Genomic DNA, 15163 nt, shown 5'->3' with positions numbered 1-15163 from the left:
AAACCTATGGCTCAGCAAGAGCAAATTAAAAAAATTAGAAAAGCGGTTATTCCAGTAGCTGGACTGGGAACTCGTATGTTACCGGCAACAAAAGCCATTCCAAAAGAAATGTTGCCTGTTGTTGATAAGCCACTGATTCAATACATAGTGAATGAATGTATAGCCGCTGGTATCAAAGAAATTGTACTGGTTACCCATTCATCAAAAAATGCCATTGAAAACCACTTTGATAAGCAGTTTGAACTTGAAACGACGTTAGAAAAGCGTGTTAAACGTCAGTTGTTAGATGAAGTTCAATCGATCTGCCCTAAAGGCGTCACCATTATGCACGTGCGTCAAGGCGAAGCGAAAGGTCTTGGTCATGCGGTATTAAAAGCGTTACCTATTGTCGGTAATGAGCCGTTTGCGGTTGTACTGCCTGATGTTTTGATTGATGACGTAGCAAGTAACCCTAAAACCGAAAATTTAGCGGCTATGCTTAATCGATTTAATGAAACCGGCGTTAGTCAGATCATGGTTGAGCCAGTAGCGCAAGAATTAGTAAGCAGTTACGGTGTGGTAGATTGTGGCGGCGAGAACGTTGCCGCTGGTGAGTCTTGCACCATGACACAAATTGTTGAGAAACCAGCGCTTGAAGATGCGCCTTCAAATCTAGCCGTTGTTGGTCGTTATATTTTATCTAATAACATATGGCAACTGCTGGAAATGACTCCTCCCGGAGCTGGTGATGAAATCCAGTTAACGGATGCTATCGCAACCTTAATGAAGCTTGAAAATGTAGAAGCGTTTCATATGACCGGTAAATCTCACGATTGCGGCTCAAAATTGGGTTATATGAAAGCAAATGTTGAATATGGTTTACGTCACCCTGAATTAGGTGAAGAATATAAAGCCTATTTAAGTGGTTTGAATTTGTAATTGTAAGTCACTTATTTTAAAAGAAAAACCAGAGCTGAGCCTCTGGTTTTTTTATGTCTGACACTTAAATTTTATGCTACCCAGTTTGCGCTACAAGCCTTTGTTTACTAGGGTTAAAACTGTACCTACATGGAAGTCAAAGGGCGGTATTACTGGAGCCGTTTTTTGGTGGTTGCTGCGCGGCATATCGCCATCTATCTTTACCTGTATATCGCAAAACAAATTTTTATTAGGGATTCATTCCAACAATAAGAATAGAGGTTTTGCATATGAAGGGTGTTATACACACCACAAGACGGGTGTCTTGTATTTTACTGGGCCTATCAGGCCTTTTTTTAACGAGTGCTCATGCGATTGATGAGCATCAGGTTGCTGTGTCTTATGCGTATCCAACTACAGATCAAAATCTGGATATCCAAAAAGTAGAGGTCAGCTATTTATTTCCCGAGTTTCAAGCGCTTGAAAAACAGCCCTTGTATTGGTATCCGGTGGTTAATGCCGGGCAGTTGCAAACCTCGGGTGGTGATAGTGAGATTCTCGGTGGCGGATTAGGTTTGAGTTGGTATTGGTCAAATGAACTGAAAGTTGCTGTCGAAGGTGGTATGTACTGGTATAGCGATTATGAGTTTGGTGAGCAAGGCGTTGCTTATAAAGATTATGGCGGTCCGTGGCAGTTTTATTATCGACTCGGGCCTGTTTATAGTTTTGATCGTGACACCCGAGCGGGGTTTGCTTTTCAGCACATATCCAACGCCAATCGTTATGATTCAAACCCAGCGTTTGATTCCTATCAGTTTTATTTCGTCTACGATTTTTAACGAAAAAAGATATTTATAACATGTAAAAAGCGAGTCTTAGACTCGCTTTTTTTGTTATTTCTCTTATAGTTTTCAGTGATCTAACAGATAGATGCATGTTGGTTATCGTTAGCGGTTTTCTCAATAGGACGTGATATATGCCGCATAAAACTGTGCCTTTACTAATACTATTAACGGTGTCGGTACTGGTATTGTTTACCGCTTGCTCACACCCAGGCTTGTCTTCACTGAGCGTGGATGAAGATTATTGTGCCCTTATCCCGCCGGTTGAAAATGATATTAGCCTAAGTAAATTGCTTGTCCCCGATCTCGATCAAATGAAAAATCGCACCGGAATTTATGTTCTTGAAAGAGGCAGTGAAGCTGTGCTGACGCGTGCTTGGTTATCAGACCATGCCGAAAAGAGTATTGATGTTCAATATTTTATTTTTTCTGCTGATAATGTCGGATTGCTAGCGACTTATTATTTGGTGGCAGCAGCAGAGCGCGGCGTCAAAGTTAGGGTGATCATTGACGATATTTTAGTAGATGCCAAAGCCAAGGATTTGTTGATTGTCGACTCACACCCCAACATAGACATAAAAATATACAACCCAGTTGCTAATGTCGGTAAGAATATTGTTGAAAAGTTTTTTCATGTTGGTACCAATTTTTATAACCTAAATCAGCGCATGCACAATAAAAGTTTTATTGTCGATGGCCGGGTCAGCATCACCGGTGGCCGTAACGTCGCCAATGAATACTATGGATTCGACAGAGAGTATAATTTTCGAGACAGAGATGTGTTGATGATTGGCGGGCAAACGCGCTCGGTACAAAATTCTTTCGAACAATTTTGGTATAGCCCTTATGCGGTGCCGGTAAGCGAGCTTATTCACCTGCCAAACGACACAGATATTGCTCTTAATGTTGAGGCATTGAATCAATATGCCTGTAACCCAAAGCATTTTTACCCAAGTGTGCGCCAACGAATTAATCTGGTGCCGACATTCTACCAACGCCTTAAAGATGAGAAACAATTGCTTTGGTTAGATGATGTAGAGTATTTATCTGATTTTCCGGGAAAAAATACCGATACCAATGGTTGGTATGGTAGCGGACACACAACAGACAAGATCCGTAAGCTGATCAGCGCTGCAAAACACTCGGTTGTTATTCATACACCGTATTTAGTGACTAAAAGTCAGACTAAAAAGTTATTTAAAGAGTTGATTGAACGTGGCGTTCGGGTGTCTATTTTAACCAATAGTTTGGCATCAACCGATAACATTGAAGCGTTTAGTGGTTATCATCGAGATAGAGAACGTTTGATTGCAATAGGCATTGAACTCTATGAATTTAGGCCAGATGCCAACATTAGACGGCAAGTGATGATGGAAGAGATCGTCGCTGAAGAGAAAGACATGCCTGTATTCGGATTGCATGCTAAATCAATCGTTATCGACCAACATATCGCCATCATCGGCACCCATAATCTCGATCCGCGCAGTGATAATTTAAATACCGAAGCGATTACCATTATAAAGTCACAGAACATTGCTAAAAAACTCAATAGCTACATGGTTGAAGAAATGCAGCCAGAAAATGCTTGGCGTATTCGTGCTGACTTTAATCCTGACGATGAAAGTAGTCTATTCAAACGCTTGCAAATGCGCCTGCGCAAACTGGTGCCGAAAAAAATATTATAGTTTTTTCTATTGCGCTGAAATAAATCAATCACAAGCTAGGTCTTTACAGTTAGTCAAAGTGCCATTAAACTTTGCAGTAAGTATGTAAAAGGTATTTAACGTGTCGTTTTTAAAGATGTTTTTATGTTTGGTGTTTGTCGTTGCTCAATTCGGGCAGGCAAGTGCTATGCAAAATCATCAATGCGAACAACAAACTAATACCAGCTCACAAATGCACATGAGCCATGACATGAGCCACGATATGCATCAACAGCACGGTGAACATCATCAAATGGCTGACGCAGACAGCCAGCACAACATGCACGCTGATATGGCAATGGATTGTTGTGGTGACGATTGTGCTTGCCCAAGCAATGCATGTTCGTCTGTGGTATTCATTCTTGCTCAAGCAACACACACTGATGCCAACATCGCCCCGCTTAAAATCCGCGTAGCCGACAAATCGTCGCTAACGGCGTTACAAACCAACCTTTATCGCCCACCTATTATCGCTTGATATAGGATAGGTGCGTCCAAAATTTGCCCATTTACCGTTACTTAGATAACGGCTTCACAGATAAATTAATTAATTCGCAATAGTATTTTGCAATGACGTTCAAGGGATCTGACCCCTTGATATTTGGAGTAGATATGTCGACCGGTAAAATCTCGACATTGGTAGTTGGTGTTGTTCTCGGCGCCGCTGCTGTATTTGGTTATCAACAGTTCGCTATTAATGATGGTGCTGTAGAGCAATCAAGTGAAAAGAAACCTTTGTATTGGGTGGCGCCAATGGACGCCAACTATCGCCGTGATAAGCCAGGTAAGTCGCCGATGGGCATGGACTTGGTGCCGGTGTATGAAGAAGACGATCCAAGTGATGAATACGGCCCAGGGGCGATAAGCATTGCGCCAAATGTGGTCAATAACTTGGGCGTGAAAACGCAAATCGTAGAGCGTCGCAGTTTAACGGAATCGATTGAGGCGCTTGGTCAGGTGGTATACAACGAAGACAGCTTGATACATCTGCATCCTCGGGTCGAAGGCTGGGTTGATAATTTGTATGTGCGCGCCGTGGGTAATCCTGTAAAGAAAGGCCAGCCGTTATACACCATGTATTCCTTGGAGTTAGTCAACGCTCAGCAAGAGTATTTAGTGGCGTTGAACTCCAAACAAGCATTACTTATTGAAGCGGCACGTCAGCGTTTACTAAGCCTTAAAATAAACGATGAATTTATCGACATCTTGCATAAAAGTCGCAAGGTCTCGCAGTCTGTTACGTTTTATGCGCCGCAATCAGGCATCATTGATGGCCTAAATGTTCGAGAAGGGTTTTATGTTGAACCGGGCACCACCTTAATGAGCATTGGCCAGTTGGATGAAGTCTGGGTTGAAGCAGAAGTGTTTGCCTCTCAGAGTCACTTACTCGCACCCGGACAATCGGTGGTGATGAGCGTGGACTATTTACCAGGCAAGCAATTTTCAGGGGTTGTTAACTATATCTACCCAACCTTAGATGCCAGTTCTCGCGCCTATCGATTGCGTATTCGCTTTGCCAATCCTGAGCGGTTATTAAAACCCAATATGTATGCCAAGGTGCACATCGATGTAGGCACAAGTGAGTCATTACTTACCGTGCCGACCGATGCCGTTATTCGTACCGGCAAACAAGATAAAGTCGTTGTTGCCTTTGGTGGCGGCAAGTTTAAAAGCGTTGAGGTTAAACTCGGTCGCAATATTAATGGCTATACCGAAATCTTATCGGGGTTACTGGAAGGCGATTTTGTGGTTACCTCAGCTCAGTTTCTATTGGACTCCGAATCGAGTAACAGCTCTGACTTTCAACGTATTCAGGCCAAACAATTACCAGCGGCAACCGTTGATGGTGTAATTAACGCCATTGATAGCGACAACAGAGTGGTTAATATTTCCCGTGGACCGATTGAAAAGTGGGATAGACCAGCAGCGACAATGGATTTCATACTTGCCTCTCATATAGATATCGAACAGCTAAAGGTTGGCATGAAAGTAACCTTTACTTTTGAAATTGACGATGATTTTGTGGTGATTAAGATAGCCCCGCAAGAGTCTCATTCGTCGCATGCTGGGCACGATATGGGTGGGGAGAGCTAACATGATCGCCGCCATTATTCGCTATTGCATTGCTAATCGCGTACTTGTGCTTATTGCCAGTATCATTCTGGTATTGGCGGGTATTTACTCGGTAAAAAATACACCTGTTGATGCGATCCCTGATTTGTCGGATGTGCAGGTGATAGTGAAAACCAGTTATCCGGGACAATCGCCACAGGTTGTGCAAGACCAAGTAACTTTTCCGCTTACCAGTGCCTTGTTGTCTGTGCCTGGGGCTAAGACGGTACGAGGATTCTCTTTTTTTGGCGACTCCTATGTCTACGTCATTTTTTCAGATGACACCGATTTATATTGGGCACGCTCTCGAGTTTTGGAGTATTTGGATCAAGCCAGTCAAGATTTGCCGCAAGGGGTAAAACCACAATTAGGACCCGATGCGACCGGCGTCGGCTGGGTCTATCTTTATGCTTTGAAGGATACCACGGGGCAACACGACCTTGCTGAGTTGACCAGTATTCAAGATTGGTTTTTACGTTATGAGTTGCAAACCGTTCCTGGTGTCAGCGAAGTCGCTCGAGTCGGCGGCATGGTGAAACAGTATCAGGTGCAAATCGACGTTAATAAATTGCGCGCTTATAACATTCCATTGTCTCGTTTAGAAATGGCGCTTCAACAAGGCAATCAAGAAATGGGCGCCTCGGTTATTGAGATGGCTGAAGCGGAATACATGGTCACCAGTAAAGGCTACATCAATTCAATAGCCGATATTGAAACCATCCCCCTTGGTAGTAATGACAAAGGCGTACCATTAACGGTGAAAGATATTGCTGAGGTGCGACTGGGGCCGCAAATGCGCCGCGGCGTGGCTGAGCTTAACGGTGAAGGTGAAGTCGTTGGCGGTGTGGTGGTCATGCGCTTTGGTGAAAATGCCGAAACTACCATCGATGGCATTCGCACTAAGTTAGCAGAGCTAAAAAAGGGCCTGCCGCAAGGCGTTGAAATTGTTACCGTTTACGACCGTTCGGCATTAATCGATCGAGCCGTTGACAACCTCTGGCAAAAACTAAGCGAAGAGTTATTGGTGGTGGTACTGGTTTGTGTGCTGTTCTTATTTCATATTCGCTCAGCACTAGTCGCAGTCATCAGTTTACCTTTAGGCATTCTAGCTGCCTTCATCATCATGAATTTACAAGGCATCAACGCCAATATTATGTCACTCGGTGGCATTGCCATTGCTATTGGTGCGATGACCGATGGCGCTATTGTGATGATTGAAAATATGCACAAGCATATGCAAAAAACACCATTAACGGCGGAGAATCGTTGGCAAATCGTGACCAAATCTGCCACTGAAGTCGGGCCGGCACTGTTCTTCAGTTTGTTAATTATCACCGTCAGCTTTTTGCCCGTGTTTATTCTTGAAGCACAAGAAGGGCGCATGTTCGCGCCATTGGCTTATACCAAAACGTATGCCATGGCAGCGGCCGCAGGTTTAGCAATTACCCTAACGCCGGTTCTTATGGGCTACTTTATTCGCGGTAACGTGATCAGTGAGCAAAAGAACCCACTTAACCGCTTATTAATTGCGCTATATACGCCAGTCGTTAAGCTCGTGGTACGCTTCCCAAAAATCACCGTTATTGTTGCAATTGTGGTGACGGTGTTAGGCTTTTATCCCGCGGACAAAATCGGCAGTGAATTTATGCCAGAGCTTGATGAAGGGGATCTAATGTATATGCCAACCACATACCCTGGCATATCGATAGGTAAAGCACGCGAGTTATTGCAACAAACCGACAAATTAATCCGCACCATTCCTGAAGTGGAAAACGTGTTTGGCAAAGTCGGTAGAGCGCAAACAGCAACGGATCCAGCGCCGCTGACAATGATCGAAACCTTTATTCAGCTTAAACCGAGACACCTTTGGCGTGAAGGCATTAGCACCGATGACATCATTGCCGAATTAGACCAACGGGTAAAATTCCCTGGGCTAACTAATGCTTGGGTTATGCCCATAAAAACACGCATTGATATGCTGGCAACTGGTGTAAAAACACCGGTCGGCATCAAGGTTGCTGGCGCTGATTTGCGTGTTATTGAACGTATAGGCCAAGATATTGAAACCTTGTTATCTGATCTTGCTGGTACCGCCTCGGTTTATTCTGAGCGAGTCGCGGGTGGGCGTTACTTAACTATCGACATCAATCGCCTCGCGGCGGCGCGTTATGGTCTTAATATCGCCGATGTGCAGCAAATCATCAGTACCGCCGTTGGCGGTAGACAAGTCACACAAACCGTTGAAGGTCTGGCTCGCTACCCGGTTAACATGCGCTATGGGCAAGATTACCGCAACTCGCCACAGGCATTAGCACTATTGCCTGTCATTACACCGGATGGTCAACATATCGCCCTTGGCGAGATTGCCAGTATAGCCATTGAAGACGGCCCGCCAGGGATCAAGAGTGAAAATGCGCGCATTAATGGCTGGACCTTTATCGACATTGAAAACGTCGATATTGGCAGTTACGTACAAAACGCTAAATCATTATTAGCCGAGCAGTTGGATCTGCCGGCGGGGTATTCGGTAAACTTTGCAGGCCAATACGAATACATGTTGCGGGCACAACAAAAACTGAGTTTTGTACTGCCGCTGACATTGGCGATCATTGTCGTTTTGCTTTATCTAAACTTTCGTCGTTTTAGCGAGGTTATGATTATTTTATTAACCCTACCGATGGCCATGGTCGGTGGCTTATGGCTGCTTTACCTCGAAGGCTTTTATTTCTCGGTTGCCGTTGGCGTAGGCTTTATCGCTTTAGCTGGTGTTGCGGTTGAAATTGGCGTGCTTATGCTCGTCTACTTAAATCAATCTCTGACCGATGCTAAGCAGGATAGACAACAATCTCAGCTTACCGACGTTGAATTTCGACAAGCCATCGTCGATGGTGCCAGTAAACGAATTAGACCGGTAATTATGACAGTTGCGACCATTATTATTGGCTTAATGCCTATCTTGTATGGCACAGGTACAGGCTCTGAAGTCATGAGCCGTATTGCCGCGCCTATGGTAGGTGGCATGAGCAGTGCCTTAGTCTTAGCATTGCTACTTTTACCTGCTGTTTTTGCCTTGGTTAAACGCCGCGAATATGTCAAACTGGACTGATTAGCGGCACACCCATGTGGGCAGACCTATGTGGGCAGACCTATGTGCCTTGGCGGAGATAAACGTCGAGCACCTAGGTGCAAGGAATAAGAAGAATAACGCATGCTCAAACTGGCGCGTAAATACCACAAATGGCTGATGTACTTTATTGGTATTCAGTTTTTAATTTGGAGTCTGTCTGGCCTTTACATGGTCAGTCAGGACATCCATGGTATTCATGGCGAGTCGGTGTTAAATAAAGCTAGCGCAATTGATCTCGACAAGGTTCGCTTTTCAATAAATGAGCTATTACAGCGTTACCCTGATGCCAAAAACGTTCAACTGCAGGCTTATGCCAACAGGCAAGTGTATCGACTGCAATCTGACCAGCATGATAATAAGTGGTTATTAATCGATGCCGTTAGCGGCGACTTGTTAAATACGATTGATCGGCAAATGGCGATAGATATCGCCAAGCGACGCATTACTTTAGCCGCTAACGACGCTAACGACGCTAACACCGCGAACAATGCTAACAAAGCTAACAAAGCTAACAACAGCAATATTGCCTCAATTGAGTTGCTTAGCGCGCAACACCCAGTTGAAGAAATATCTCCTCGCAAGCTGCCAGTCTGGCAAGTCCAGTTTGATGATGGTTTAGCAACCACCGTCTATATCGACCATTTTTCCGGTGAAGTGGTAAATATTCGCCACCATTTGTGGCGTATTTTTGATTGGATGTGGCGACTGCACATTGTTGATTACGACGATGGTGCTGACATTAATAACCCGTATTTATGGGGTTTATCCATTTTGGCGCTATTGGCCACATTGGCAGGGTTAATTCTGACCATAAAATGGCTCGCTAATAAATTTAGCCGTATAACCACGCTAAGCTCGGCGGATGGTACTAAGCAGCTGTTGCGAGTTCGTTCTAAATGGTACCAAGCGATACATAAACTGGTGTCCGCTTTAGTGGTCATACAATTTTTACTTTGGTTAATCTCCGGTTTGTATTTAGCCGGATTCAGTGAAAAAGTGGTGTTACCAAAACAACCGCAGTGGCCGCAAAACTGGGCAAACTCATTGGCCAATACCTCCCGTTTGCTGGACATCGCTATGCTCAGATCAAAATTAAGCGGCCAGGCTGCTAATGATCAGATAGCTCTGCAGTCTGTTGAGCTGATCTGGCGCTTTGATGCTCCGCATTATTTACTCACCTTCTATCGTGGTGCTCATCAGTATCAGCCACGCAAACAGCTATTATTGCATGCGCAAACAGGGCAACCTGTGGTGCTGGATAAAGCATCAGTAGTAAATTTAGCGGCGGCGCTTAATCCTCAGCCACAACACATTAGTGATACTAAATACTTTTATGGAATGCCCAAAGATGGTGTGTTTTCTCGCGATATCGCCGGTTTCAGCAACCCATATTGGCGTCTTTCGTTAGCTGATGCGCAACAAACTTATCTGTATATTGATGCACAACATGGCGGTTTAATTGATGTATCGACTACAAACACTCGAATTGATGATTTAATGCTAAAACTGCACTTTATGGATTACGCCAATAACGGCAGTTTTAACCACTGGCTCATTATCTGTTTTTCATTGCTCAGCCTGCTGATGTCTATCACCGGGGTGATTTGGCTGTTAAAGTCATTGCAGAGAAAGCGCCTGACAATTCGTAAAGCCGGTGGCTTTGTCTCATAATTAGTCATATTCATACCGACGTATCCCCTTACTTAACACAATAGAGATCTTTGATGTTCAAACTTTTTGAATCTTGGGTGGCCGCGCTACCAGAAAATAAAGTCAGCCAGCCACCGGGTAAGTTGTGGAAGTTTTGTCGCCATTACACCAAAGGTTTTGAATTGCCTTTGGTTTTTATGTCTATTTTGACGGCGGCACTGGCCATTCTTGAGGTGTCATTGTTTGGTGTGATGGGGCAATTAGTCGATATGCTGTCTAGCAACAGTCCAGACACGCTGTGGCAAAACGAAGGCGGTAAGTTATTAACCTATGGCCTGATTGTTGTCGTGGTCATCCCAATTTTGGTGTTGCTACACGCATTGATTATCTATCAAGGTCTGCTTGGTAACTATCCGATGTCAATTCGCTGGTCAGCGCATCGTTACATGCTCAGACAAAGTGTGTCGTTTTATCAAGATGATTTTGCTGGACGAGTGGCGACCAAGGTGATGCAAACCGCACTGGCAGTGCGCGAAACCGTCACCAAATTGTTGGATGTCTTGGTGTATATCACCATTTACGTGGTTACGATGGCGGTGATGATGGCGGATGCTGATTTACGGCTGCTATGGCCAATGCTGATATGGATGGTCGCTTATGCGTTATTGCAAGTGTATTTCCTACCTCGCTTAAAGCGGGTATCGACCGAGCAGGCTGATGCGCGCTCGTTAATGACCGGGCGCATAGTCGACAGTTACACCAATATTCAAACCGTGAAGTTGTTCGCTCATACCGATCAAGAAGCAGCCTACGCTAAACAGAGTATGGAAGGTTTTCTTGATACCGTTTATCGACAAATGCGCATGGTAACCGGCATTAATTTCTCTGTGCAGTTAATTAATTACCTATTGATTTTCAGCGTTGCCGCGATTGCCATTTACTTATGGACGATTGAAGCGATAAGCGTTGGTGCGATAGCCGTTGCCATCGCCTTGGTATTGCGCTTAAGCAGCATGTCACAATGGATCATGTGGGAAGTCAGCGGTTTGTTTGAAAACATCGGCACAGTCGCTGATGGCATGAATACCTTGTCTAAACCAACGGCAGTGCAAGATACCGCAAACGCTGGCGATTTAAACGTCAGCCAAGGGGCGATTTCATTTAGCAATGTCAGTTTTCACTATGGTGAAAATATCGGTGTAATCGATGGCCTTGATTTGCAGATAAAGCCGGGTGAAAAAGTTGGTTTAGTTGGACGCTCTGGCGCGGGCAAGTCAACCATGGTCAACTTATTGATGCGATTTTACGATCTAGAAAAAGGTCGAATTAGTATTGATGAACAAGATATCAGCCAAATAAAACAAGACTCATTGCGGGCTCATATCGGCATGGTTACGCAAGATACCTCGTTATTGCATCGCTCTATTCGTGAAAACATTCTTTATGGCAAACCAAGTGCCAGTGAAGACGAACTACTGGCGGCAATTGAGCAGGCCGAGGCCAGTGAGTTTATCGCCACGCTTACAGACCCGCATGGCAATAAAGGCTTAGATGCGCAGGTCGGTGAGCGAGGTGTAAAATTATCGGGTGGTCAGCGTCAACGCATTGCCATCGCCCGAGTGTTGTTAAAAAATGCGCCAATATTATTATTGGATGAAGCAACATCGGCGCTTGATTCTGAAGTCGAAGCGGCGATTCAGGCAAGCTTATATCAATTAATGGAAGGTAAGACAGTGATTGCCATTGCTCATCGCCTGTCAACCATTGCCGCCATGGACAGGCTTATTGTGCTGGATCAAGGCAAAATCGTCGAACAAGGTAATCATCAACAATTGGTGGCGAAAAAAGGCATTTATGCGCAGCTTTGGGCACATCAAACCGGCGGCTTTCTCGGTTTGGAATAAGCTGCAATGTGCATAGCTTTATGCTGGTAGAGCTCAATGCAGTTAGAAATCAATGCAGTTAGAGCTCAATGTTCTGAGAGCGTAGCGCTTGCATACTGTTGTGGCTTATTGGGCGTTTGTTAACTCGGCTTTGTCTAGAGTTGCAGACTCACCTAGGCTCTTATCAGCATCAGCATCAGCAACGTCTATATCGGCTTTATTTTGCTGATAATAATTGGCGACTTGGTTAATCAGAGCATCGTCAATCTGCGGGAAATCCTCGCGTTGGTGGTATACGTCAAACGTGGTTGAAAACAATTTGGTTTTGCTGACTTTATCCAGTTGTCCTGCCAAATTTTTGCCACGTTGAAACGATGTTAAACAGCAGTTGTAATACTCTTCAACTACTTTCGCTAATGAACTGCCTTGCTGTTGCAGTTGACTATCTATGGTTAAGTAATACGCAACCCCAGACCAATGTACTCGGCGAAATGCACGTTTTTGCCACATATCATCGCTGACCTCGGCTAAAGGGCCGGGCGCTCGGCGCCAGTTACTCTCACCGCGGCGAAAGCCATCTTTGATTTTATAAATAAAGGTTTGTTTATCATACACTTTAGCCTGCAGCATAATCACATTTTGCATGTATGAGGCAAAGCCTTCGCTCATCCAAAAAGACGGATAGTCCATGTAAGGTAAATATAGGTGCGCCATCTCATGGTAAACCGTCCAGTCTTGTTGCATTTGCATTAAGCTGGCGCGACCGCCAACCACAAAATTGAGGGTGTCATATTCTTCGTTGCCGCGCGAGGCACGTTTCACTTCACCCCAAGGTACAGGCTCTGTGCCATAGCGTTGCACGCTCACCGTTATCGGCAGTTCCGGTTGTTTGATGATTGTTAAGGTGGATTCCGTTGCTGTTTTGGCAAAGGTCAACCAGGATTCGATTTTTTGCTTTTGCTTACTGTCTTGACTGTTGCTGGTTATGTTTAGTGTTGCCGCAAAGCAGCTGGCGCTTGCTAATGCGCACAGCATTGCACAGGCCACCTTGGTCAATGTTGTAAACATAATTTTCACCTCACTATGGTCGTATGACAATTAAAGTCAGCATAAGGTTTCAACGCATGCGCTGCAGCGCAAGATCATTAGCGAGTCCGACATGCTCTGGCAAAGTCGACATGCGCTAACAAAGTCGACATGCTCTAACAAAGTCGACATATTGAGCAGGCTCAGGCAATATTAACTACATAATTGTGCTGATGTACAATATTGTAAACCTTGTAAATTACCAAATAAGAGTAAATACGGTTATGGAACATTCCGTTAAACATCGCAGCAAGAGCGTTATCAAAGCCAGTTTACTTACTGGCTTATCGCTATTAAGCATAACAGTTTTGAGCGAACCGTCATCTAATTCGTTGGCTTCGAATCATGCCGTCTTACAGCATACGGTTGCTACTAGCGTCACAGCGAGCAAAACAAAAATAAACGAACAAGAGCCGCACCATCAACATTGCCAAATGGCAACTCAATCTGAGGCCAGTTTAACCGACTTATTGCAGCCATTTGCGGACAAAATGCAGCATAGTACCGGTGTTTATGTGTTGGAAAAGGGCAGTGAAGCCATGCTATCACGAGCTTGGCTAACCACACAGGCAGAAACGTCGATTGATATTCAGTACTTTATTTTTAGTACCGACAATATCGGCTTGATCGCGAGCGACTATTTAGTGCAAGCGGCAGAGCGGGGTGTCAAAGTGCGCCTGTTGGTCGACGATATTATGATAGATGCCGAAGATGACGAGCTATTAAAAATCGACTCACATCCTAATATAGAGGTTCGAATTTACAACCCTCTGGCAAATGTTGGTAAAAACCTTGCTGAGAAACTGTATCACTTAGCCACTGACTTTCATGATTTTAATCAGCGTATGCATAACAAAGCATTTATTGTTGACTCCAACATGGTGATCACTGGCGGGCGTAACGTAGCCGATGAGTATTTTGGCTATGATCAACAATATAACTTTCGCGACCGCGATGTATTTCTACTCGGTGGTATTAGCCAACAAGTACAGTCATCATTTGACCAATATTGGCAACATGAATTAAGTGTGCCTGTCGCCAAACTACTAAAAAAAGGTAACGGTTTTGCTGATTTAAATTTCACTCAATTGCATCAATATGCCTGCGAGCCTAATAACTTTTTGCCAATTATTCGAGAGCGTATTGGTCAAGTACCTAAGGTGTTTAGTAAGGTTAATGAACAAGGCAAATTACACTGGTTAAAAGGTGTGCAATACATTGCCGATGCACCAGGCAAAAATGATGCGGATAATTTTTTAGCTGGCTCAGGTAAATCAACGCAAACGTTAATCGATTTAATCAACAGCGCTAAGTCGTCAGTGCTTATTCAAACCCCGTATTTAATTACCACCGACAAAGGCAAGCAGCTATTACGAAAGACTGTTGAACGTGGCGTAGAGGTTAAAATACTCACCAATAGTCTAGCTTCGACCGATAATCTTGAGGCTTTTAGCGGTTATAAGCGTGATCGCAAACAACTGCTGGCAACGGGCGTACAGATTTTTGAGTTTAAGCCTGATGCGCAAATCCGCCAAAAAGTGATGGCATTGGATTTAAAAGACGGAAGTCATCAATCACCGATTTTTGGCTTGCATGCAAAAACCATGGTGATTGATGACAACATTACGGTGATTGGCACCTTTAATATGGACCCACGCAGCGCTAACCTTAATACCGAGAGTGTTACCATACTTCCTTCGAAACAAATAAGCGCCGCAGTACGGCAAGAAATATTGACTGAAATGGCGTCAGAAAATGCTTGGCAGACTAAGCAAGATTTTAATCCTGATAGTGAGGCGGGTATACTTAAGCGATTACGTCTCACCTGGCGACGGGTGATCCCAAAAAGTATTTTATAAAGGC

10 protein-coding genes are annotated in these 15163 nt (G+C 44.3%); 9 read left to right on the top strand and 1 reads right to left on the bottom strand.

The annotated features are described in order from the left end of the window. The first annotated feature begins 6 nt into the window (after positions 1–6). The 8 genes from galU (at position 7) to E2K93_RS03655 (ending at position 12235) form a co-directional block, all read left to right on the top strand. A complete protein-coding gene (gene galU, locus E2K93_RS03690; RefSeq protein ID WP_135437798.1) occupies positions 7–918 on the top strand; it encodes a UTP--glucose-1-phosphate uridylyltransferase GalU in 912 nt (303 codons plus the stop codon). 269 nt (positions 919–1187) lie between these two features. After that, entirely contained in the window at positions 1188–1736 is a 549-nt protein-coding gene (locus E2K93_RS03685; protein WP_135437797.1) for an acyloxyacyl hydrolase, read from the top strand. A gap of 137 nt (positions 1737–1873) precedes the next feature. Next, positions 1874–3424: a phospholipase D family protein gene (locus tag E2K93_RS03680; RefSeq protein WP_135437796.1), complete on the top strand. Its 1551-nt coding sequence runs from the start codon at positions 1874–1876 to the stop codon at positions 3422–3424. A 100-nt stretch (positions 3425–3524) separates the two neighbouring features. Then, positions 3525–3920 (top strand): CopL family metal-binding regulatory protein, encoded by a 396-nt coding sequence (locus E2K93_RS03675; RefSeq protein ID WP_135437795.1) that lies wholly within the window; start codon positions 3525–3527, stop codon positions 3918–3920. A 134-nt stretch (positions 3921–4054) separates the two neighbouring features. Then, positions 4055–5536 (top strand): efflux RND transporter periplasmic adaptor subunit, encoded by a 1482-nt coding sequence (locus E2K93_RS03670; protein WP_135437794.1) that lies wholly within the window; start codon positions 4055–4057, stop codon positions 5534–5536. Position 5537: 1 nt separating this feature from the next. Then, positions 5538–8660 carry an efflux RND transporter permease subunit gene (locus E2K93_RS03665; protein ID WP_135437793.1) on the top strand — a complete coding sequence of 1041 codons (3123 nt, stop codon included), beginning with the start codon at positions 5538–5540 and terminating at the stop codon, positions 8658–8660. Between the two features lie 102 nt (positions 8661–8762). After that, on the top strand, positions 8763–10352 hold the full coding sequence (locus E2K93_RS03660; protein WP_135437792.1) for a PepSY domain-containing protein: 1590 nt from the start codon (positions 8763–8765) through the stop codon (positions 10350–10352). Between the two features lie 53 nt (positions 10353–10405). Continuing rightward, positions 10406–12235: an ABC transporter ATP-binding protein gene (locus E2K93_RS03655; protein ID WP_135437791.1), complete on the top strand. Its 1830-nt coding sequence runs from the start codon at positions 10406–10408 to the stop codon at positions 12233–12235. Between the two features lie 105 nt (positions 12236–12340). Here E2K93_RS03655 and E2K93_RS03650 read toward each other — a convergent pair whose 3' ends face one another. Next, positions 12341–13282, bottom strand: a complete 942-nt coding sequence (locus E2K93_RS03650) for a hypothetical protein (RefSeq protein ID WP_135437790.1) — start codon at positions 13280–13282, stop codon at positions 12341–12343. 242 nt (positions 13283–13524) lie between these two features. Here E2K93_RS03650 and E2K93_RS03645 point away from each other — a divergent pair, with 242 nt between their 5' ends. After that, positions 13525–15159 carry a phospholipase D family protein gene (locus E2K93_RS03645; protein WP_228445476.1) on the top strand — a complete coding sequence of 545 codons (1635 nt, stop codon included), beginning with the start codon at positions 13525–13527 and terminating at the stop codon, positions 15157–15159. Positions 15160–15163 lie beyond the last annotated feature (4 nt).

The sequence above is a fragment of the Thalassotalea sp. HSM 43 genome (genome assembly GCF_004752005.1).
Classification (GTDB): domain Bacteria; phylum Pseudomonadota; class Gammaproteobacteria; order Enterobacterales; family Alteromonadaceae; genus Thalassotalea_A.
This window is presented reverse-complemented; position numbering and strand designations above follow the sequence as displayed.

What these genes read in the sequence shown, in the direction of transcription:
- E2K93_RS03645 (WP_228445476.1), top strand. Translation starts at nt 13,525, where the DNA reads ATGGAACATTCCGTTAAACATCGCAGCAAGAGCGTTATCAAAGCCAGT.
- E2K93_RS03660 (WP_135437792.1), top strand. Translation starts at nt 8,763, where the DNA reads ATGCTCAAACTGGCGCGTAAATACCACAAATGGCTGATGTACTTTATT.
- E2K93_RS03655 (WP_135437791.1), top strand. Translation starts at nt 10,406, where the DNA reads ATGTTCAAACTTTTTGAATCTTGGGTGGCCGCGCTACCAGAAAATAAA.
- galU (WP_135437798.1), top strand. Translation starts at nt 7, where the DNA reads ATGGCTCAGCAAGAGCAAATTAAAAAAATTAGAAAAGCGGTTATTCCA.
- E2K93_RS03650 (WP_135437790.1), bottom strand. Translation starts at nt 13,282, where the DNA reads ATGTTTACAACATTGACCAAGGTGGCCTGTGCAATGCTGTGCGCATTA.
- E2K93_RS03665 (WP_135437793.1), top strand. Translation starts at nt 5,538, where the DNA reads ATGATCGCCGCCATTATTCGCTATTGCATTGCTAATCGCGTACTTGTG.
- E2K93_RS03680 (WP_135437796.1), top strand. Translation starts at nt 1,874, where the DNA reads ATGCCGCATAAAACTGTGCCTTTACTAATACTATTAACGGTGTCGGTA.
- E2K93_RS03685 (WP_135437797.1), top strand. Translation starts at nt 1,188, where the DNA reads ATGAAGGGTGTTATACACACCACAAGACGGGTGTCTTGTATTTTACTG.
- E2K93_RS03670 (WP_135437794.1), top strand. Translation starts at nt 4,055, where the DNA reads ATGTCGACCGGTAAAATCTCGACATTGGTAGTTGGTGTTGTTCTCGGC.